The following is a 20,814-nucleotide window of genomic DNA, read 5'->3' on the forward strand; positions in this document are numbered from 1 at the left end:
CTCTCCGGCTCACAGGTCGATGTCGATGGTGGAGACGGCCGGGACGGCGGCGGCCCGCGCGCCGGTCAGCGCGCCGACCGGTCGGCCCGGGTCGGCCAGCACGGCGTCGAGGAGTTCCAGGTACAGGTCGGCGAAGGCGCGCACCGTCGCCGGCAGGAACAGCCCGGCGTGGTACGCCCAGTGCACGCGCAGCGAGTCCGCCCGCTCGTAGACCTGCATGTCCAGGTCGAACATGGCCTGCCCGGTGGGGGCGATGGCCAGCTCCACCGGCCGGCCGAGGAAGTCGACCCGGGCCACCTCGGCGTGCTGCATCGCGAAGAGGGTGTCGAACAGCGGGTGCCGGTGCGGGTCACGGACCGGCAGCACCGCCTCGACCAGGTTGTCGAACGGGAACTCCTGGTGGGCGAAGGCGTCCACCACGTCCCGGGCCACCTCGTCGAGCAGCTCCCGGAACGGCGTGTCGGGGCGGACCCGGTGGCGCAGGCAGACGGTGTTGACGAACATCCCCATCGCGGCGTCCAGGCCCGGCGCGCCCCGCCCGGCGACCGGGGTGCCGACGGTGACGTCCACGCCGCCGGAGCCCGGATCGCCGGTAGCCGCCGCGAGGAAGGTCGCGTAGACGGCGAGCAGCAGTTGGAACAGGGTCACCCCCTCGCGCCGGGCCAGGGCGCGCAGCGCGGCGGTACGGGCGGCGTCCACGGTGAACTCGACGACCCCGCTGCCGGCGGTCGCGGCCGGCCCGTCGCCCGCCGGCCGGTCGGCGTCGGTGGGCAGCCGGGGCGGGGCGGGCGGGTCGGCGAACCGGGCCAGCCACCAGTCGCGCCCCGGCGGCTCCCGCCCGTCGACCCAGGCCGCGTAGTCGGCGTACTGGGCGGGGACGGGCGGCAGGTCCCGGCCGGCGTAGCGGGCGTCGACCTCGCCCAGCAGCAGGGCCAGGGAGAGCCCGTCGGTGACGATGTGGTGCAGTTCCAGGGCCAGCTCCGGCCCGGCCGGGGTACGCCGCAGCTCGGCGCGCAGCAGCGGCGGGGCGGCCAGGTCGAACGGGCTGACCGGCACCGGGGCGTCGGCCGGGGCGGCCACCTCGGGCAGCTCGAACGTCACCCCCGCCAGCACCCGCTGCACCGGCCGGCCCGCCTCGGTGCCGAACGCGGTGCGCAGGACGTCGTGCCGGGCGATGACGTGCCGGAACGCCCCGGCCAGCCGGCCGGCGTCCACGTCGGCCGGCAGCGGCAGCACCAGCGGCAGGTGGTAGGCCACCGACGCCGGGTCGCGGGACTGGGCCAGGTACACCCGCCGCTGCTGCGGCGACAGCGGGTGCGCCACGCCGGCGGCGGCCCGGGGCAGCGGCGCGGCGGCCCGGGACCGGCGGATCTCGTCGGCGAGGGCGGCCACGGTCGGGTGACGCAGGACGGCGGCCAGCGACACCGCCACCCCGAACACCCGCTGGGCCTCCACGGCCAGCCCGGCGGCGGCCAGCGAGTCCCCGCCCGCGGCGTAGAAGTCGTCGAGGACGCCGAGCTTCGGCACCCCGAGCACCCGCTCCCAGACGCGCACCAGCACCCGCTCGGAGTCGTCCCGGGGCGGCAGGTACGCCCCGTACCGGTCGTCGGGGGCGACCAGGTCGGCCGGGTCGAGCGAGTCGACCTGGACGACGTGCCGGGGCAGTTCCTCGTCGGTCAGCTCCGCGGCGAGCTGACCGCGCAGCACCAGCGGGTCGAGGTAGTCCTCGGCGACGACGTACACGCAGCCGTCCTTGACGGCCACCCGGTCGACCTGCGGCCAGAGCCGGGCGAGGGTGTCCACGTGGGGGGTCATCGGGCGGCTCCGATCGCCTCGGCCAGCCCGCGCACGGTCTGGTGCAGGTAGAGGTGGCGGGGGGTGAGGTCGGCCAGGCCCTGGTCGCGCAGCTCGTTGAGCAGCCGCAGGGCCAGCAGCGAGTTGCCGCCGAGGTCGAAGAAGTTGTCCTCCGGCCCCACCTCGGCGCCGAGTACCCGCTGCCAGATCACCCGGATCCGCTCGTCCAGCCCCGCGTCGTCGGCCGGGGTGGGGGCCTGGTCCGCGGCGGGGATCGCGGGGGCGGGCAGCCGGGCCGCGTCGAGCTTGCCGTTGGCGGTCAGCGGCAGCGCGGGCAGCGCGGTGATCGTCGCCGGGACCATGTAGTCGGGCAGCAGCCGGGCCGCCCGGCGGCGCAGCTCGGCCACCGAGCCCGCGGCGTCGGCGAGCACCACGTACGCGTGCAGCCGGGTGTCGGCGGCCTCCGCGCCGGTCTCGACCACCACCGCCACGGCGAGCGCGGCCGGGTCGTCCAGCAGCACCTGGCGGATCTCGTCCAGCTCGATGCGGTAGCCGCGCACCTTCACCTGGTTGTCGAGGCGACCCAGGTGCTCCAGCCGGCCGTCGGGCAGCAGCCGGCCCCGGTCGCCGCTGCGGTACATCCGCCCGCCGGAGAACGGGTCGGGCCGGAACCGCTCGGCGGTCAGCTCCGGGCGGTGCAGGTAGCCGTCGGCCACCCCGGCCCCGCCGACGTGGATCTCTCCCGCCGCGCCGGGGGGCAGCAGCCGGCCGGCCGGGTCGAGCACGTACACCCGCCAGCCGGGCAGGGCCCGGCCCACCGACCGGCTGCCGGCCAGTGCGAGCCCCCGGTCGAGGGTCTGCGCGGTGACGTGCACCGTGGTCTCGGTGATGCCGAACATGTTCACCACCCGGCAGTCGGTCTCCGGGTGGCGGTCGTACCAGCCGGTGAGCATCCGGGCGTCCAGCGGTTCGCCGCCGAAGACGACCAGCCGCACGGCGAGCGGGACGGCGGCCCGCCGGTCGACGTCGAGTAGCTGCGCGAACGCCGACGGGGTCTGGTTGAGCACGGTCACCCGCTCGGCGGCGAGCAGGTCGTGGAACTCGCCCGGGGAGCGCACCACCAGGTGTGGGACGACGACCAGGTGCCCGCCGGTGAGCAGGCAGCCCCAGATCTCCCAGACGGAGAAGTCGAAGGCGCTGGAGTGGAACATCGTCCAGGTGTCGTGCTGGCCGAGCCCGAAGTCGGCGGCGGTGGCGTCGACCAGCGCCAGGACGTTGCGGTGCGGGACCCGCACGCCCTTGGGCCGGCCGGTGGAGCCGGAGGTGTAGATGACGTACGCCGGGTCGTCCGGCCCGCCGACGGGCGGCTGCGCAGGGCGGGATCCCTCGGCGGGTGGCCCGTCGCCGAGCCGATCGGCGGGCGGCCCGTCGCCGGTCAGCCCGGCGGCGTCGACGCCCCCGGCGCCGATCAGCAGGGCGACGCCGGAGTCCTCGACGGTGTAGCGGACCCGGTCGACCGGGTAGGCCGGGTCGACCGGCACGTACGCGGCTCCGGCGCGGAGCACGCCGAGCAGCACCGCGATCAGGTCGACGCTGCGGTCCAGGCAGACCCCGACCAGGTCGCCGGGGGCGATCCCGCGCGCCGCGAGGCCCCGGGCCACCCGGCGGGCGCGGTCGTCCAGTTCGCCGTACGTCAGCCGCTCGCCGGCGCAGGAGACGGCCGGCGCGTCCGGGTGGGTCGCGGCGTGCCGGGCGATCCGGTCGTGGATGGTGTCCTTCGCGGCGGGCAGCTCACCGGGACCCCGGCCCAGGGCGACGATCGCGGCCCGCTCGGCGTCGCCGAGCGGGTCGCAGTCGTCCAGCGGGCGGTCCGGCTCGGCGAGGACCTGCCCGAGGACCCGGACGACCTGGCGGGCGAACGCCTCGACCAGGTCGGCCGCCCACGCGGCGGTGCGGTGGTGGCAGGCGAGGGTGGTGCCGGCCAGCGCCAGGGTGAGCGGCCACACCGGCGCCAGGCAGGGCCGGTACGCGTCGGCGGTGCTGTCCGCGTCGAGCACGCCCACCTCGACGTCGAGCAGCCCGGCCGGCGCCTGGATCCCGGGGGCCGGCCAGGGCGACCCGGGCCCCGCCGTGGCGAGCAGGTCGCGGGCACCGCCGTCCACCGGTACCGCGACGACGGTCAGCCGCTCGCCGACGACCGCGCCGACCCGGGGCCGGCGCACCCCCCGGTACCGGGCCAGCACCGCGCCGACGGCGGCGACCAGGGCGGTCAGGTCGGTGCCGGCCGGCACGGCGACGGCGTGCACGGCGGTCCGGTCCACCCCGGGGTCGCCGCGCAGCCACCCTGCGTCGCCCGCGTCGTCGCCGGCCGACGGCTCCACGGCCGACAGCTCCACGGCCGACGGCCCCACGGCCGACGGCTCTACCGCCGACAGCTCCACGGCGATGGTGGGCTCGGTGAGCTGGGTGAGTTCGGTGAGCAGGGCGCCGAGGCGGTGCCGGCCGAGGGCGGGCCGGCGGGCGACCAGCACCAGGTCGGCGCCGTCGTCGTGGCGCAGCAGCACCGCCCGCAGGTCGGGGCCGCCGGCCGGCAGGGGCCGGGCCAGCTCGGCGTCCCGGCGGGTCGCCGCGAGTCCCGCCAGGACCCGCTCGACCCACAGCCGTCCCGCGGCCAGCCGGTGCCGGCGGGTGACGGCGGCGAACCGGTCGGCCAGCCGGTCCGGGTCGGCGTCGGCGGCCAGCCGGACGGCCGCCGCGTGGCACAGCCGCGCCGGGTCTGGGTGCTGGGCGCTGTGCTGGGCGTTCATCGGGCGGTGAACCCCCCGTCGACGGTGATGACGGCGCCGGTGACCTGCGCCGACTCGTCGGAGGCGAGCCAGAGGGCGGCCTGCGCCACCGACCCGGGCTCGATCAGCGCGTTCATCGGCTGGGCCTGCACGAAGGTCTCCTCGTGCTCGGCGACCGGGACCTCCAGCGACCGGGCGATCTCGGCGAGCATCCGGCCCTCCACGTGCGGGTCGTCGCGGACCGAGCCGGGGCACAGCGCGTTGACCCGCACCTTCAGCGGGGCGTAGTCGAGCGCGGCGGCCCGGGTCAGCCCGACCAGGCCGTGCTTGGCGGCGACGTAGCCGGCGAAGTGCCGGTAGCCGACCAGGCCGGCGGTGGAGGCGACGTTGACGATGCTGCCGGCGCGCTGCCGGCACATCACCTCGCCGACCGCGCTGATCATCCGCCACGGCCCGGACAGGTCGACGTCCAGCATGAGCTGCCACTCGGCCTCGGTGATCTCGTGGGTCGGCTTGCCCGACGGCGCGGCGATGCCGGCGTTGTTGACCAGCACGTCCACCCGGCCGAACCGGTCCAGGCACAGCGCGACGGCGGCCCGGACGGCGGCGGAGTCCCGCACGTCGGCCCGCACCGGGTACGCGGCCACCCCGTACCCGGCGCACAGGTCGGCGGTGTGCGCGAGCTGGCTGGCCGAGCCGAGCGGGTACGGCACCCCAGGCAGGTCGGCGGCCAGGTCGACGAGGACCACGTCGGCGCCCTGCGCGGCGAACGCGACCGCGCAGGAGCGGCCCAGTCCCCGGGCGGCGCCGGTGACGATGGCGGTCTTGCCGGCCAGCCGGTCGCCGGTGACCACCGGAGCGGGCCGGGTCAGCGCCTCGGTCATTGCGCCAGCTCCCGCCCGACCAGGTCGAGCAGGGCAGCCGGGGAGTCGGCCAGGTACATGTGGCCGCCGGGCAGCCGCCGGGTGGCGAAGCCTGCCGAGGTGACCCGCTCCCAGCCGACCAGCGCCGCGTCGGCGACGAGGGCGTCGTCGGCGCCGCGCAGCGCGGTGACCGGCACCTCGATCCGCTTGTCGGACGCCGGCCGGTACGTCTCGTGCAACTCCACGTCGGCGCGCAGCCCGGGCAACAGCAGCTCCCGCATGTCCGGGTCCTCCAGGGCCGGGTGGGTGTAGCCGGCGAACTCCTCCACCCGGGCGACGAACTCGGCGTCGGGCAGGTCGGCGGCGGTGCGGTCCCGGCCCGACCAGGGGTCGGGCGAGCCGCTGACGAACAGGTGCGCCACGGTCACCCCGGCCGCCCCGGTCAGCCGGCGGGTCATCTCGTACGCCAGGACCGCGCCCATGCTGTGCCCGAACAGGGCCACCCGGTCCGCCCCGGCGGCCAGTTCCAGCACCTCGTCGAGCAGCCCGTCGACGGCCTGCTCCATCCGGCGGTAGGGCTCCTCGACGAACCGCTTCTCCCGCCCGGGCAGCGACACCGGGGCGACCTCCAGCTCGGGCGGGGCGAGGCGACGCCACGGTTGGTACACCGACGCGCCCGCGCCGGCGTACGGGAAGCAGAGCAGTGTCGTGCGGGTCAAGACGGCTCCTTGCCGACGAGGGCGGACCGGACGGCGCGCAGCAGTCCGGCGTCTGCCCGGGCGAGCAGGTCGTGCCCGCCGGGCACGGTCAACGTGGTGCAGCCGGCGATGGTCAGGTCGGCCCAGGCCGCCGCCTGCGTCGCCGGCACGTGCGGGTCGGCGTCGCCGACGATCGCGGTGACCGGGACGCCCACCGGGTCCGGGTCGCGCAGCCGGTAGCTGCGGCCCAGCTCGAAGTCGGCGCGAGCCGCCGGCAGCGCCGCCGCGGCCAGCTCCGGGTGCCCGGCGACCGCCGGTGGCATGGTGCCCAGCGCCACCAGCTCGGCGAGGAACGCGGCGTCGTCCACGGCGGACCAGTCCGGCTCGACGCCGGCGAGGTGCGGGGGCACCGCCGAGGAGACCACCAGCAGGTCGGCGGGGCGGTGGCCGCGCCGGACCAGCCGCCGGACCAGCTCGAACGCCACGTACGCGCCGAGGCAGTCGCCGTAGACCGCGTACGGGCGGTCCAGGTGGGGGGCGAGGGCCGCCTCCAGGGCCTGCACCAGCGGGGTCATCCGGCGGGGCGCGGGCTCGTCGGCCCGTTCCCGCCGGCCCGGGTACTGCACGGCGTTGACCTCGACGGACCGGGGCAGCCCGGCCCGCCAGGTCTCGAACGCCCCCGCGTTGCCGCCCGCGTACGGCAGGCAGAACAGCCGCAGCGCGGGGCGGGGCACCGGCGCGCGGACCACCAGCCAGGGGGTGTGCTCAGCCATGCCGGGCCACCCGGTCGACGAGCGCCCCGAAGTCGTCCAGGGCGACGAACTCGGCCAGGGTCAGGTCGCTGCCGTAGCGCTGCCGCAGCCCGGCGACCAGCCGCAGGGCGCGCAGCGAGTCCCCGCCGGCCGCGACGAACCCGGTGTCGTCGGAGCGCGGCGCCACCCCGACGACCTCCCGCCACAGCCCGGCGACCCGGGCGGACCAGCGGGACCGGGCGTCGGTGGGCAGCGCCCCGGCCGACCCGACCGGCGGCAGCGGCGCGGTCGGGTCCGCGGCCAGCAGCCGGGTGAACGTCCCGGCGAGCCGGTCGGCCCAGTCGTCGTCGAAGCGCCGGCCGTCGTACTGGAGGGTGAGGGCGAGCCGGCCGGTGTCCGGGGCCACCTCGACGTCGACGGCGAGGCTGAACGCGACGTCGACGGTGATCCCCCGGCTGGCCACGATCCGGGGGCCGGCGGCGTCGGCGGCGGCGTGGAAGTGGGTGTAGTTGAAGAAGCTGTCGAAGCGGGGGCCGGTGCCGCCGGCCCGGACGATCTCGGCGAGCGGGAACCGGTGGTGCCCCATCAGGGACCGCTCGACGTGCCACGCGTCGCCGGCCAGCTCGGCCAGCGGCCGGTCGCGCAGGGTCGCGGTGACCGGCAGGGTGTTGAGGAACAGCCCGAGGGTGGCGTCGCTGCCCTCGCCCTCGGGCCGGCCGCCGACCACCAGGCCGGAGACCACCTCGTCCCGGCCGGTCGTCTCGCCGAGCGCCCGCAGGTGCACCGCCAGCAGGTACGCCTTCACCGGCACCCCGGCCGCGCGGGCGGCCCCGGTGACCCGGTCGGTGACGGCCGCCTCCAGCGGCACCCGCCGGGTGACGGTGATCCGAGGGGCCGGGCCGCCGAGCAGCAGCGGCGGTGCCGACCCGGCGCCGTCCAGCCAGTACCGGCGGGCGGCCGGGTCGGCGAGGGCGGCCCGCTCGGCGGCCACGTAGGCGCGGAACGGCAACGCCGCCGGGGCCGGCGCGGACCGGCCGGCGCGGCGACGCTCGTGGTCGGCCAGCAGGGCGCGGACGAACGCCTCCAGGCTCCAGCCGTCGAGGACGGCGTGGTGCTCGGCGACGACCAGGGTGAACCCGTCGGCGCCCTCGTCGAGGGCGTACAGCCGGACCAGCGGCGGGCGGGCCACGTCGAACGGGCGGGTCCGCTCGGCCTCGACCAGGGCGTCGATTCGGGCCCGCCGGGTCTCCTCGTCGGCCCCGGCCAGGTCGTGCACCGGCACCTCGACCGGCACGTCGGCGTGCACCAGTTGCAGCGGCTCGGCGTACCCGCCGGGGGCGAAGCCGGTGCGCAGCACCGGGTGCGCGGCCACCAGGGCGGCGAACGCGGCCCGCAGCGCGTCGGCGTCGAGCGGCGCGTCGACCCGGTGCGCGGTGACGTTGTGGTACGTCGCCGGGTCGCCGGTCAGCTCGCAGTGGTAGAGCATGCCCTGTTGCAGCGCCGTCATCGGGTACGCGTCGACCACCCCGGCCGGCAGCCGGTCCCGGTCGGCGGCGGCCAGCAGCGCGAACGCGCCGGTGTCGGGCTGCTCCCGGGCGGGCTGGCCGGCGGCGTCGGCCGCCCCGGCGTCCGGGTCGGCGAGGCTGATCTCGCCGTGCGTGACCAACTCCCGGATCGACTGGTGGACGAAGATGTCCCGCAGCCGGAACGACAGGCCCCGCCGGTTGGCCGCGACCTGCATCTGGATGCTGCGGATCGAGTCGCCGCCGAGGGCGAAGAAGCTCTCGGTCACCCCGACCGTCGGCACGCCGAGCACCTCCCGCCACGCCTCGACGAGGATCTCCTCGGCCCGGTTGGCGGGGGCCACCTGCGGGCCGGTGGGCCGGCGGCCCGGCTCGGGGGCCGGTAGGGCTGCCCGGTCGAGCTTGCCGTTGCCGGTCAGCGGCAGCGCGTCGAGGACCACCACGGCGGCCGGGACCAGGTGCGCCGGCAGCCGGTCGGCCAGCCACCCGGCGAGCCGGTCCGCCAGCGGCTCGCCGCCGGCCGGTTCGGGGGCGGTGACCACCGGGCGGGGGTCGTCGGCGTACTCGGGACGCACGGCGTGCAGGGTGTACCGGTCGGTGCCGACGAGCAGGTCGTCCTGGCGGGTGACCACGTCGAAGCCGCGCTCCTCGAAGAAGGCGATCAGCTCGTCGAGGCGGCCCTCGGTGGCGGTGCCGACGCCGTCGTGCACCTCCATCGCGACCTGGGCGACCAGCGGCCAGTGCCGCTCGTGCAGGCCGGCGAGCACGTCCGCCTCGGCCCGCTGCACGTCGATCTTCAGCAGGTCGATGCGCTCGGGGGCCACCTCGTCGATCACGTCGGACAGCGGCCGGACGTCCACCGTCAGCGTGTCCCCGGCGAACCGCTCCTGGAGCAGCTCGTCGACCCGGTCGAGCAGGGCGTCCCGGTCGGCCTCGCCCCGGTCCCGCTCGTTGGTCAGGAACCGCTTGATGACGGCCCGCTCGGCGTCCGGGTCGGCGTACTCGGCGTGGCCGGACATCATGGCGTAGCCCGGGTAGTAGGTGAAGCTCACCTGCCCGGGGCCGGCGGCGAGCCCGTACGGGTGCACGCTGGCCGGGACGCCGAAGGCGGCCACGTTGCGGCGCAGCGCGTCGGCCACCGACGGCACCGGCTCGAACGCGTGGATGGTGGCGTCCGGGCAGACGGCGTGCACGAACAGGGAGAACATGCCGATGTTCGCGCCGACGTCGAAGACCGTGGCGCCGTGGCGCAGCACCACCCCGTCGCGCAGGTACACCTGCTGGACGAAGATCTCGTCGTACAGGTAGCGGGTCTCGTGCGGGTTGATCCCGACGACCCGGTCCACGTCGACCGTCGCGCCCGCGTCGGCCGGGGTGACGTAGCCGACCAGCCGGGCGCCGTGCCCGTCGTCGTCGCGGGCCACCACGGCGGCGTCGGCGACCCCGGGGTGCCGGCGCAGTGCGGCGGCGACCTCCCCCGGTTCGATCCGGAAACCGTTGACCTTGACCTGGTCGTCGAGCCGGCCCAGGTACGCCAGCCGCCCGTCGGCGTCGAAGCGCACCCGGTCGCCGGTGCGGTAGACCCGCTCGGCGCGACCCGACGGCAGGGGCACCGTGCCGAACCGGCGGGTGGTGGCCTCCGGGTCGCCGAGGTAGCCGTCGGCGAGCTGGGGGCCGGTGAGGCACAGCTCGCCGGCCACCCCGGGCGGCACCGGGCGGAGCTGCCCGTCGAGCACCCACGCCCCCACCCCGGGCAGCGGCCGGCCGATGGTCGGCGCGACGCCGGTGGTGATCTCGGCGGCGGTGGCGTCCACGGTGCACTCGGTCGGGCCGTACAGGTTGACCGCGCGCACCCCGGGCAGCCCGGCGAGGGCGTCCCACAGGTCGGGTGCGATCGCCTCGCCGCCGAGCAGCAGCAGCCCCGGCAGCCGGGTCCGGCCGGTGGCCACCCCGTCGGCGGCGAGCAGGATGCGAAGCTGCGACGGGGTCAGGTCGAGCACGTCGACCCGGTTCTCCGCGAGCACGGCGGCCAGCTCGGCGCCGTCGCGGCGGGCCTCCTCCGGCACCAGGTACAGGGTTCGGCCGTGGCCGAGCTGGACGAGCTGCTTGATCGAGGCGTCGAAGGTCAGCGGGGCGTTCACCGCGACCCGCGCCCCGGCCGGGGTGCCGGCGTGCACGGTGCGTTCCAGGGCGTGCGCCAGGTGGGCGGCGGCGCCGTGCGAGACCTGCACCGGGCGCGGGGCCCCGGTGGAGCCGGAGGTGAAGATGACGTACGCGGGGTCGGCCGGCCGGGGGGCGGGCACGGCGGCGGTGGCGGCGGTGGCCGCCAGCTCGGCGACGCCCACGGCCGGCACGTCCCCGACGGCCCGGTCGCCGAGCACGAGGCCGGCGTCGACCGCGCGGACCAGGCCGGCGAGCCGCCGCGCCGGGGCGGCCGGGTCCAGCGGCACGTACACCGCGCCGGCCCGCAGCACGCCGAGGAACGCGACCACGGTGTCCCGGGACCGGGTGGCCAGCACGCCGACCCGCCGGCCGCCGTGCAGGCCGCGCTCGACCAGGCCGGCGGCGACCCCGGCGGACAGTTCGCGCAGCTCCCCGAAGGTGTACGCCCCGTCGGCGGCGACCACCGCCTCGGCGTCCGGGTCGGCGGCGGCGAGCCCGTCGTCGAGCAGCTCGGCGAGGGTGCGGGTGGGCGCGTCGGACGCGCTGCCGGCGGCCTCGACCAGCCAGCCCGCCTCGGCCGCGCCGAGCAGGGCCAGCGGGGCGCCGTCGGTCAGCGCCCCGGGCAGCGTGCCGAGGACGGCGAGCAGCCCGTCGCGCAGCGCCCGGCCGCCGGTCACCCGCAGGGTCACCGCGTCCGGGCCGCACACGGCGGTCAGGTGCGGGCCGGCGGGCGGCGGTGGGACGGCGACGTCCACGGCGGTGGCGCCGAGGCCGGCCAGGGTCGACGGGTCAACGGCCGGCACGGCGGCGAAGCAGGCCACCGCGTCGGAGTCGACGCCGATCGGCTCCAGCAGGTGGAACGTCTCCTCGGCCGGGCGCTCCGCGCCGCGTACCTCGTCGAGGAGCTGCTTGGGCGCGGCCGGCAGGGGCAGGCCGAGCCGGACCGGCGCGTAGCCGCCCAGCGGCCCGACCACGGCGGCGGTCCCGTCGGCGTGCCGGCCGTCGGTCCACCGGGCGAGCACCAGCTCGGCGTCGTCGGCCCCGGCGGGCGGCTCGGCCCGGCGGGACAGGGTCAGCGCCCACGCGGCGAGCAGCAGGCTGGGCACCCCCACCCCGGCGGCCTCGGCGGCGGCGGCCAGCGGGGCGAGCGGCACATCCGTCTCCGTCGGCCCGTCGTCGGCGTCGCCGTGCGGGGCGACCAGCCGGGCGGCCGGCGCGGCGGGCGGCGCCGAGGGCTGCGCCTCCTGGCGTTCGCCGAGCTGCCACTCGGAGACGTCGAGGAACTGCAACCCGTCCGGGTCGTCGGCGCGGGGCTGCCCGGCGTACGCGGCGGCCAGGTCGGCCAGCACCAGCCGCAGGCTCGCCGGGTCGGCGAGCAGCGGGGTGGCTGCCAGCTCAAGGGTGTCGTCGGTGAGGGTCACCGACAGCTCGCCGGCCGCGCCGACGGTGACCGACCGGGCGTCGTCGACGTCCTGCAACGGCACCCGCAGGCCGGGGTGGTGCACCAGGGTCAGCCGCAGCGCCTCGTGCCGGGCGACCACCGCGTCCACGGCGGCCTGTAGGCGCGCGGCGTCCAGCGGCCGGTCCAGGCGGACCCGGGCCCGGACCAGCTCCCGCGCGCCGGTGTAGGCGAGCCGCTGGACCGGGGAGAGTCGGTAACCGTTCACACCACGCTCCGGTTGACGTAGAGGTCGGACATGGCGACCAGGATCTGCCGGTCGCCGGAGAAGGGCTCCCGGCCGTGGGTGGCGAGGAAGTTGTCCACCACCAGGACGTCGCCGCGCTGCCACGGGACGGAGACGGCGTGCTCGCGGTACAGGTCGCGGATGCCGGCGACCACCTCGTCGTCGATCGGGCTGCCGTCGCCGTGGTACGCGTTGCGGGGCAGCCCCTCCGGGCCGTACTCGCGCAGCAGGGCGGCGGCGACCTCGGCCGGCAGGTTCGAGGAGTGGAACAGGTGGGCGTGGTTGAACCACACCGTCTCGCCGGTGCGCGGGTGGGTGGCGGTGGCCTGCCGGCGGGCTCGGGTGCGCAGCCCGTCGTCGCCGAGCCAGGTGAACTCGGTCGCCGACGCGGCGCAGTACGCCTCGACCTCGGCCCGGTCGGTGGTCTGGAACGCCTCCTGCCAGGGCAGGTCCAGGTGCGGGCCGTAGTTGCGCACGTAGCACAGGCCGTCGCGGCCGAACCGCTCGCGCACCTGCGCCGGGATCCGGGGGGTCACCACCCGCTCGCTGGCCAGCGGGGTGGCCCCGCCGTCACCGGTGGCCGGCTGGGCACACCAGAAGTACAGGTGGGTGGGCCAGTTGTGCGAGTACGACATCTCGTGGTGCAGCGGGATCCACTGCTCGGCGTTGAACTCGGTGGAGGTGAACACCCGGTCGGCGACCTCGTGGCGGGGGGCGGCCCGCTCCAGGTAGCCGAGCAGGTCCGGGGTGACGGCGCGGGCGGCGCGGCTGAAGTCGTCGGCGGTGCCCACCTCGAAGCCACGGAAGAAGACCGCGCCGTACGAGTCGAGGTCGCGCAGCAGCTCGTCGCGGCGACCGGCGAGCCAGCCGGCGAGGTCGAGGTCCGGAACGGTGGCCTCGACCAGCAGCACGAACGTGTCGTCGACCAGCACCCGGCGGGTGACCGGCGCGGTGGCTGCGGAGGTCGCGCCGCGGCGGCGCGGTCCCGGCCCACTCACGACCGGTCCCCGGTCGGCGCCGCGCCCGCCGGGACGGACGCTGCCCCGGGGGCGGACGTGGCCCCGGGGGCCGACGCGGCCTCGGGGGCGGCGAACGGGTCGGACATCGCGGTGAGGATCCGCCGGGGCGGCGTGAACGGCTCCCGGCCGTGCGCGGCGAGCATGTTCTCCACCAGCAGCACGTCCCCGCGCCGCCACGGGAACGACCGGGTCTCCGCCGCGTAGGCGGCGCGCAGCTCGGCGAGCACGTCGTCGCCGATCGGGGTGCCGTCGCCGTACGCGGTCTGGTACGGCAGGTCCTCCTCGGCCAGCGCCCGGCGCAGCCCGGCGCTGACCTCCTCGGGCAGCGAGGTGACGTGGAAGAACAACGCGTGGTTGAACCAGGTGCGCTCCCCGGTGACCGGGTGCTCGCGCACCGCCGGGCGGACCTGCCGGGTGCGTAGCTGCTCGTCGCCGACCCACCGCACCTCGATCGCCGACCGGGCGCAGTACGCCTCGACCTCGGCGCGGCTGTCGGTCTGGAACGCGGTCTGCCAGGACAGGCTGATCCCGGGCAGGTAGTTGCGCTGGTAGCTGACCCCGCCCCGGCGCTCGAACTCGGCGACGGTGGCCGGGCGCAGCCGGGCCAGCACCCGCCGGCTGTCCGCCAGCGGGGTGCGCCCGCCCGCGGCCGGCTCGGTCTCGCAGAAGAACACGATCCGCAGCGGCCAGTTCAGCGTGTACGACTGCTCGTTGTGCAGCACGATCGGCTGGTCGGCGGGGTGCTCGGTGGAGGTGTAGACGCCCTCGGTCACCTCGCTGCGCGGCGAGGAGCGTTCGCCGTAGCTGAGCACGTCGCCGGAGAGGGCGGCCATCGCGGCGCGGAAGTCGGCGGCGTCGGCCACGGCGAAGCCCCGCAACAGCACGGCGGCGTGCCGGCGGGCCAGCTCGTCGACGGTGGCCCGGTTGTCGGCCAGCCAGGTCGCCAGGTCCAGGTCGGGCAGGTTGGCCTGGACGAGGACCGGCAGCGGGCCGCCGGGCCAGTCGGGACGCACGTCGACCAGGGCTCGTTCCCGGTTGCGGCGCGGGATCACCGGCGCCGACCGGAGCTGCTCAGTCATCTCTCGTTCCCCCAGGGGTCGTCGACACACTCGGCGAGGCGGCGCTGCGGGTCGGTGGCCGCCCGGCGCAGCACCTCGGTGAAGCGGCGGTGCCACGCGGTGACGCGCCCGCCGTCGAACAGGTCGGTGCGGTAGGTCCAGAGCGCTTCCAGGCCGCCCCGCCGCTCGTCCAGCCAGAGGGTCAGGTCCAGCCGGGCGGCGTCCGGCGCGAGTTCCACGCCGGCGAAGTCCAGCCCCCAGGATCCGGTCCAGGTCGCCGCCGGGGCGTTCTGCACGCCGAAGGCGACCTGGACGAGGGGGTTGCGGCGCGGGTGGCGGGCCGGGCGCAGCCGTTCCACCACGGCGTCGAACGGCACGTCCTGGCGGGCGGCGGCGGCCAGGGCGGCGTCGCGGGCCTCGGCGAGCAGGTCGGCGAAGGACCGGCCCGGCGCGGGGCGCAGCCGCAACGGCATGGTGTTGACGAAGCAGCCGATGCTCTCCTCGGCCGGCACGCTGGTCCGGCCGGCGAAGGCGGTGCCGACGAGCAGGTCGGTGCGCCCGGTCCCCACGCCGAGCAGGGTGGCGAAGGCGGCCAGGCCGACCATGTAGAGGCTGGCCCGGTGCGCCCGGGCGAGCCGCCGGACGGCGTCGGCGGTGGCGGGGTCGACCGGGACGCGCAGGCTGGCGCCGTCGGGCCGGTCCAGGGCCCCCGCGCCCCGCCCTGCGGTCGGCTGCCCGGCGTCGGGGGTGGCCGGGCCGGCCGCGAGGGCGAGCAGGGTGGGCGCGCCGCGCAGCCCGGCGACGACCTCGTCGAGGGCCCGGCGGCCGGCCGGACCGGCCAGCCAGTCCCGCTGGGCCAGCGCGAAGCCGGCCGGGCCGGGCGCGGGGTGGGCCGGCCACGGGGGCCGGGGCCGGGTGACCCGCACGGCCGCCTCGCGCTCGCTGTCGTAGCAGCGGCCGAGGTCACGGACCAGGACGCTGAACGACCAGTCGTCGCAGACGATGTGGTGGGCGACCAGCAGCAGCGCGAAGCGCCGCCGCCCGTCGCCGACCAGGTGGGCGCGCAGCAGCGGCCCGGCGGCCAGGTCCATCGGGATGCGGGCGCTGGTCGCGGCGATCCGGGCGACCCGCTCGGCCAGCGGCATGCCCGGCTGGGGCACCTCGATGACCAGCTCCACCTGCGGGTCGTCGTGCACCCGCTGGACCGGGCCGGCGGCGGAGCCGGGGAAGACGGTACGCAGCGCGGGGTGCCGGGCGACCACCCGGCGCAGGGCCCGGGCCAGCGCCGCCCGGTCGACGGGCCCGCGCAGCTCGACCACGTAGGACACCAGGTACGAGGTGTCGGTGGGGTCGAGCTGGTGCAGGAACCACAGCCGGCGCTGCGCCGCCGACAGCGGGGCGTCCGTGTCCCCCGTCGGCCCGGCGGCCGGCCCGTCCCCGGCGGCGGCGGCCGATCCGGCGGCGGCCCGGCCGGCGGCTGTGGTGGGGCCGGTCGCCGGTCCGTCCCCCGCCGGCCGGGCCCTCGTGGACACCGGCCGCTCCCCCGCGTCGGCGGGGCGGCGGGAGGCCGGCGGCCGGGCCGCGAGATGGGCGGCGAGGGCGGCCACCGTGGGGTGGTCGAAGAGCGCGGCCGGCGGCACCGGCACGCCGGTGACGGCGGTGAGCCGGGCCGCGCACCGCACCGCCAGCAGGGAGTCGCCGCCCAGGTCGAAGAAGTCGGCGGCCGACCCGGTGACCGGCACGCCGAGCACGTCGCGCCACACGGCGGCCACCTCGCCGGTCCGGGCACCGGCGGGATCGCGGCCGGGAGAGGGCGGGGCCACGTCGGGATCGGCCCAGGCCGGCGCGGGCAGCGCCGCCCGGTCGGTCTTGCCGCTCGGCGTGGTGGGCATCCGGTCCAGCCAGACCACCGCGGTCGGCACCATGGGGGCGGGCAGCCGCTCGCGCAGCCGGGCCGGCACGTCGTCGCGGCGCCGGCCGACCAGGTAGCCGACCAGCACCGGGTCGCCGCTCGGCCCGGTGCGCACCGCGGCGGCGGCCTCGCGTACGCCGGGCAGGGCGGCGAGGGCCGCGCCGACCTCGCCCAGCTCGATCCGGTGCCCGCGCAGCTTCACCTGGTCGTCGAGGCGGCCGAGGAACTCCAGTTGCCCGTCGGGGCGCAGCCGCACCCGGTCCCCGGTGCGGTACATCCGGTCGCCCGGGCGGAACGGGTCGTCGAGGAAGCGGGCCGCGGTCTCCTCGGGGCGGCCGAGGTAGCCCCGGGCCAGGCCGGCGCCGGCCAGGTACAACTCGCCGGGGGCGCCGGACGGCACGGGCACGCCGCCGGCGTCGAGCACGTACGTCCGGGTGTGCGGCAGCGGCCGGCCGATCGGCGGCGCTGTCCCGTCGGCGGTGATCTCCGCCCAGGTCGAGTAGGTGGTGTCCTCGGACGGGCCGTACAGGTTGAGCAGCCGGCGTACCCCGGGGCGGGCCAGGACCCGGGCGGCGAGGGCGGCGGTCAGCGGCTCGCCGGCCAGGCAGACGGTGCGCACGCCGGCCGGCAGGGCGTCGGCGGCGAGCAGTTCGCTCATCGCCGACGGGACGGTGTTGACCAGGGTGACCGGCAGCCGGGCGGCGTCCGGCGCGGCGAGCGCGAGGACGGTGTCGACCAGCACGACCCGCCCGCCCCAGCAGAGCGGCCCGAAGATCTCGAAGATCGACAGGTCGAAGCAGACGCTGGTGGCGGCGAGCATGCCGCCGAGTTCCTCGTCGGCGAAGGCGGACCGGGCCCAGTGCATGAGCACCGACGCGGAGCGGTGCTCGACGGCCACGCCCTTGGGGCGGCCGGTGGAGCCGGAGGTGTAGATCACGTAGGCCAGGTCGGACGGGTCGGCCGCGGCGTCGGGGCGGCCGGCGGGCTGGTCGGCGAGGTCGATGGCGTCCAGCGGCAGCGCCGCGTCGCCGAACCGGTCGGCGAGGCCGGAGCGGGTGAGCACCACCCGGGCGCCGGAGTCCTCGGTCATGAACGCCACCCGGGCCGGCGGGTACGCCGGGTCGAGCGGGACGTACGCCGCGCCGGCCTTGAGCACGGCGAGCAGCGCGACGACCAGGTCGACGTCGCGGGTGAGGCAGACCCCGACCCGGTCCTGCCCGGCGACGCCGCGGGCGAGCAGGGCCCGGGCCAGCCGGTTGGCCGCCTCGTCCAGTTGACGGTAGGTCAGCGAGCGGTCGCCGTGGCGCACCGCCTCCGCGTCGGGGGTCCGTTCCACCTGGGACTCGACCATCCGGTGCAGGCAGTCGACGATGACCGGAGTGCCGGAGGCGCGGGGGGTGGTGGACCGACGGACCGGTCCGGTGGGCCGGACGGAGGTGGTCACTCCCGCCCGCGATTCGTCGTACGCATGCAGCCAGACACCGAACGCCCCCCAAGGATCGTGACGGTACGTGTGCTCCGGATGACCCCTCGGCAGGTCAGCGCCTCGAGCCCTTCACGCTCTGCTACCTAAAGCGATCAATCGATCGCTCTCCGCTGAGAGATTCCACGAGCATCGACGGCACTGCCAAGAGCCCTCCCGAAATACGGGACGGTGGTGGCGAAACCCGGAACGAGCGTGCTCAGCCGCGCGCTCGGGCCGCCGGTCGCCCCCGACGCGTCCACCAGCGCCGATGCCCGCCCGCACGGCCTCCCGCCCGTCGCCGGCCGGTCCGGTCCTGTCGGGAAGACGCCATCGGCCCTGGGACCGCAATCACACCGGGCGGCGACGCCCCCAGGGCCGACGACCTGCGGGGAGGCACTGCGGGAGGCATACGACATGACGGATACGCCGCCGGGCGTGACCCGCGCCGGCCGTCCTCGCGGGACGGCGGGAACCGGCGGCGCGACGGTCGGATACCTGTCCGGGTCCGATGCCCGTCAGGTCGCCGCCGGAGGCGCGACGGCGGTGGACCGGCTGCGCCACTCGTCGGCCAGCACCGACCAGACCTCGAGGTCGACACGCCGGGCGGGCCCCGCGTACATCTGCCGCAGGGTGCCGTCGTGGCGCATGCCGAGCCGGCGCGCGACGGCAAGGCTGCGGACGTTGTCGGCGTTGGTGCGCCACTCCACCCGGTGCACGCCCCGCCGCCCCACCGCCCAGTCGACGACGACGCCGACTGCCCGGGTGACCAGGCCGCGCCCCTCCGCGGCCGGCTCCAGCCAGCAGCCCACCTCGCACACCCCCAGCACGGCGTCGAACGTCACGAACATCACCCCGCCGACCAGCACCCCGTCGAGCCAGATCCCCCAGATGCCCCCGGCGTCGCGGGCCCACAGGTCGGCGTAGCGTTGCAGCACCGCCCGGGCCGACGGCAGGTCGGTGGCCACGAAGGACGCGCCCACCCACGGCGCGATGTGCTCCCGGGCCCGGTCCAGGTTGCGCAGGAACTCCTCGGCCCGCCACGGCTCCAGCGGGCGCAGCTCGGCGTCGGCGGTCAGGGCGCGGGCGAACACCGGGCCTCCCGGGGTGGCGGACGTCAGGGGACCCGGGTAGCAGACCACAGACTGATCGCAATCGGCCACCCCGCCTCAGGTTCGACGGAACACCGACGTCGCCCTTCCCGGCAGGCGGCGGAACCGACCGGCCCGGGGCCGAGGTGCCGGCCGCCCGGACCGGGGGCGGCCCGGACGCCGACCCGCACCCGGCCGGGGCTGACCGGCCGGTCGGCGGGGCCGCGGGCGGACGGCTCAGTCGCGCAGCAGGTCGGCGTGGGCGGCGCGGAGCCGGGCCAGGGCCGGGTCGCTGCCGGGGACGACCCGGCGGTCGAGCTCGGCCCAGACCTCGGCGAGCGCCTCCGTGAGGGTCCGCAGCTCGGCTTCGTGCCGCCGGCTGCTCTGCCGGTGCAGCTCGTCGAGGCGGCGGGCCCACCCGGCGGTCACCGTGGCGAGCCGGTCGGCGTCGGCCCGGGCCTGCGCCGCCGTGCGGGCGGCGCAGGCGGGCACGATCGCGGCGATCGGGCGAGGGTCGCCGTCGCGGGTGACCAGCGTGACGGTGTCGGTCAGCTCGGCCATCGCGATGAGCTGGGTCAGTCGGGTGCGGGCCTCACGCAACGGCAGGGCACGCGGCGGGGTGGGCTCGTGGGCCAGGGCGGGGGCAGCCATGCGTCCATGCTGACGGCGGGGTACGACAATAAATGTCCGGCGACCGTCCACGGTGGCCCCGACCGGCCCTCTGGTCAGTCGACCAGGTACCGGGCGGGGACCGCGTCGGTCAGCCAGACCCCGTTGGCGCTGCGGTGGAAGACGTGCCCGTCCCGGGCCATCGCCGCCGCGTCGACGGTGAGCACCACGACCTGACCGCCGCGCCGCGCGCCGACCCGCCGGGCGGTCTCGACGTCCGGCGACAGGTGGACGTGGTGACGACCGCCCCGGTGCAGCCCCGTCGCCCGGATCGAGTCGAGGGCGGCGGCGCCGGTGCCGTGGTGCAGCCGGTCGGGCGGCACGGCCGGCGGCAACCCGAGGTCCACCGGGATCGAGTGCCCCTGGTTGGCCCGGATCCGCTCGACCCCGTCGGGGCCACGCTCCACCGCGAAGCGCTGCTTGTCGTTGCCGGCGACCACCGCGTCGAGTTCGGCCCGGCCGGTCCGCAGGGCGGCGAGCAGGTCGTCGACGGGAACCCACCCCGCGCCGTCCGGCGCGAGGCCGAGGCGGTACGGCTCGTGCCGCAGCGCCCGGGAGATCCGCTTGCTCAACTTGACCATGGCTCGGTGATCCACCCGGGCATTGTGGCGTCACCACCGCGCCGCCGCACGGAATTTCCGGGCGTCCGGCGGCGACGTGGACCCGGACCGGTGACGACGCGGCACCGGGAAGGGAGCGGCACCGCGCGGCCGGGCCGCGGCGACGGACCCGGCCCCAGAGGAAAAGGCGGTACGGGCGGCGGACGGGCTGCTAGCCTCTCGCGTTGACGCGGAACCACCACCGGGAGGCCGACCGTGCCCAGGGAGACCGGACGCACCCTCGTCGCGTCGAACAAGAAGGCCCGGCACGACTACACCATCCTCAAGACGTACGAGGCGGGGCTGGTGCTCGTCGGCACCGAGGTGAAGTCGCTGCGGGCCGGGCGGGTGTCGCTGGTCGACGCCTTCGCCCAGGAACACGACGGCGAGCTGCTGCTACACGGCCTGCACATCGCCGAGTACGGCTTCGGCACCTGGACCAACCACCAGCCCCGCCGCACCCGCAAGCTGCTGCTGCACCGCGTCGAGATCGACCGGATCCTCGACCGGACGCGCGAGGGCGGGCTCACCCTGGTGCCGCTGTCGCTGTACTTCGCCGACGGCTGGGCCAAGGTCGAGCTGGCCCTGGCCAAGGGCCGCAAGTCGTACGACAAGCGGCAGGCGATCGCCGAGCGGGACGCCAACCGGGAGATCGCCCGCGAGTTCGGCCGCCGGCTCAAGGGCGCCCGCACCCGCCGCGACTGACCCGGCCCGGGCGACGCCGACCTGGGCGCGGTGGT

13 protein-coding genes are annotated in these 20,814 nt (G+C 77.1%); 1 reads left to right on the forward strand and 12 read right to left on the reverse strand.

The window, feature by feature from the left end; all coding sequences use genetic code 11:
* Positions 1-9 precede the first annotated feature (9 nt).
* From C5N14_RS17190 to C5N14_RS17245, 12 genes are all read right to left on the reverse strand, one after another.
* Positions 10-1,815 (reverse strand): condensation domain-containing protein, encoded by a 1,806-nt coding sequence (locus C5N14_RS17190; protein ID WP_117669114.1) that lies wholly within the window; start codon positions 1,813-1,815, stop codon positions 10-12.
* Positions 1,812-4,601 (reverse strand): non-ribosomal peptide synthetase, encoded by a 2,790-nt coding sequence (locus tag C5N14_RS17195; protein ID WP_117669115.1) that lies wholly within the window; start codon positions 4,599-4,601, stop codon positions 1,812-1,814. Before C5N14_RS17195 ends, C5N14_RS17190 begins: the two co-directional genes overlap by 4 nt.
* Positions 4,598-5,464, reverse strand: coding sequence for an SDR family oxidoreductase (locus C5N14_RS17200; protein WP_117669116.1), 867 nt, complete (start codon positions 5,462-5,464; stop codon positions 4,598-4,600). The genes C5N14_RS17195 and C5N14_RS17200 overlap by 4 nt, the downstream gene beginning before the upstream one ends.
* Positions 5,461-6,162 (reverse strand): thioesterase II family protein, encoded by a 702-nt coding sequence (locus C5N14_RS17205; protein ID WP_117669117.1) that lies wholly within the window; start codon positions 6,160-6,162, stop codon positions 5,461-5,463. Before C5N14_RS17205 ends, C5N14_RS17200 begins: the two co-directional genes overlap by 4 nt.
* Entirely contained in the window at positions 6,159-6,914 is a 756-nt protein-coding gene (locus C5N14_RS17210) for a thioesterase II family protein (protein ID WP_117669118.1), read from the reverse strand. The genes C5N14_RS17205 and C5N14_RS17210 overlap by 4 nt, the downstream gene beginning before the upstream one ends.
* Entirely contained in the window at positions 6,907-12,246 is a 5,340-nt protein-coding gene (locus tag C5N14_RS17215; protein WP_165878141.1) for a non-ribosomal peptide synthetase, read from the reverse strand. Before C5N14_RS17215 ends, C5N14_RS17210 begins: the two co-directional genes overlap by 8 nt.
* Entirely contained in the window at positions 12,243-13,262 is a 1,020-nt protein-coding gene (locus C5N14_RS17220; RefSeq protein ID WP_117669120.1) for a TauD/TfdA family dioxygenase, read from the reverse strand. The genes C5N14_RS17215 and C5N14_RS17220 overlap by 4 nt, the downstream gene beginning before the upstream one ends.
* Entirely contained in the window at positions 13,259-14,362 is a 1,104-nt protein-coding gene (locus tag C5N14_RS17225) for a TauD/TfdA family dioxygenase (protein ID WP_117669121.1), read from the reverse strand. Before C5N14_RS17225 ends, C5N14_RS17220 begins: the two co-directional genes overlap by 4 nt.
* Complete coding sequence (locus C5N14_RS17230) at positions 14,359-17,697, reverse strand: non-ribosomal peptide synthetase (protein WP_117669122.1); 3,339 nt, start codon at positions 17,695-17,697, stop codon at positions 14,359-14,361. The genes C5N14_RS17225 and C5N14_RS17230 overlap by 4 nt, the downstream gene beginning before the upstream one ends.
* 536 nt (positions 17,698-18,233) lie before the next feature.
* Positions 18,234-18,809, reverse strand: coding sequence for a GNAT family N-acetyltransferase (locus C5N14_RS17235; protein ID WP_117669161.1), 576 nt, complete (start codon positions 18,807-18,809; stop codon positions 18,234-18,236).
* Positions 18,810-19,043: 234 nt separating this feature from the next.
* Positions 19,044-19,457, reverse strand: a complete 414-nt coding sequence (locus C5N14_RS17240) for a type II toxin-antitoxin system Phd/YefM family antitoxin (protein WP_117669123.1) — start codon at positions 19,455-19,457, stop codon at positions 19,044-19,046.
* Positions 19,458-19,531: 74 nt separating this feature from the next.
* The gene (locus C5N14_RS17245; protein ID WP_117669124.1) at positions 19,532-20,071 is read right to left on the reverse strand and encodes an RNA 2'-phosphotransferase; all 540 of its coding nucleotides are present in this window, start codon (positions 20,069-20,071) and stop codon (positions 19,532-19,534) included.
* A 219-nt stretch (positions 20,072-20,290) separates the two neighbouring features.
* Between C5N14_RS17245 and smpB the strand changes: the two genes are divergently transcribed.
* Positions 20,291-20,779, forward strand: a complete 489-nt coding sequence (smpB, locus tag C5N14_RS17250) for an SsrA-binding protein SmpB (RefSeq protein WP_117669125.1) — start codon at positions 20,291-20,293, stop codon at positions 20,777-20,779.
* Positions 20,780-20,814: the final 35 nt, after the last annotated feature.

The sequence above is a fragment of the Micromonospora sp. MW-13 genome, assembly GCF_003434305.1.
Taxonomy (GTDB): Bacteria; Actinomycetota; Actinomycetes; order Mycobacteriales; family Micromonosporaceae; genus Micromonospora.

Excerpts from the sequence above, each read along its gene's own strand:
- C5N14_RS17190 (WP_117669114.1), bottom strand. The coding sequence starts at position 1,815 with ATGACCCCCCACGTGGACACCCTCGCCCGGCTCTGGCCGCAGGTCGAC.
- C5N14_RS17195 (WP_117669115.1), bottom strand. The coding sequence starts at position 4,601 with ATGAACGCCCAGCACAGCGCCCAGCACCCAGACCCGGCGCGGCTGTGC.
- C5N14_RS17200 (WP_117669116.1), bottom strand. The coding sequence starts at position 5,464 with ATGACCGAGGCGCTGACCCGGCCCGCTCCGGTGGTCACCGGCGACCGG.
- C5N14_RS17210 (WP_117669118.1), bottom strand. The coding sequence starts at position 6,914 with ATGGCTGAGCACACCCCCTGGCTGGTGGTCCGCGCGCCGGTGCCCCGC.
- C5N14_RS17225 (WP_117669121.1), bottom strand. The coding sequence starts at position 14,362 with ATGACTGAGCAGCTCCGGTCGGCGCCGGTGATCCCGCGCCGCAACCGG.
- C5N14_RS17240 (WP_117669123.1), bottom strand. The coding sequence starts at position 19,457 with ATGGCTGCCCCCGCCCTGGCCCACGAGCCCACCCCGCCGCGTGCCCTG.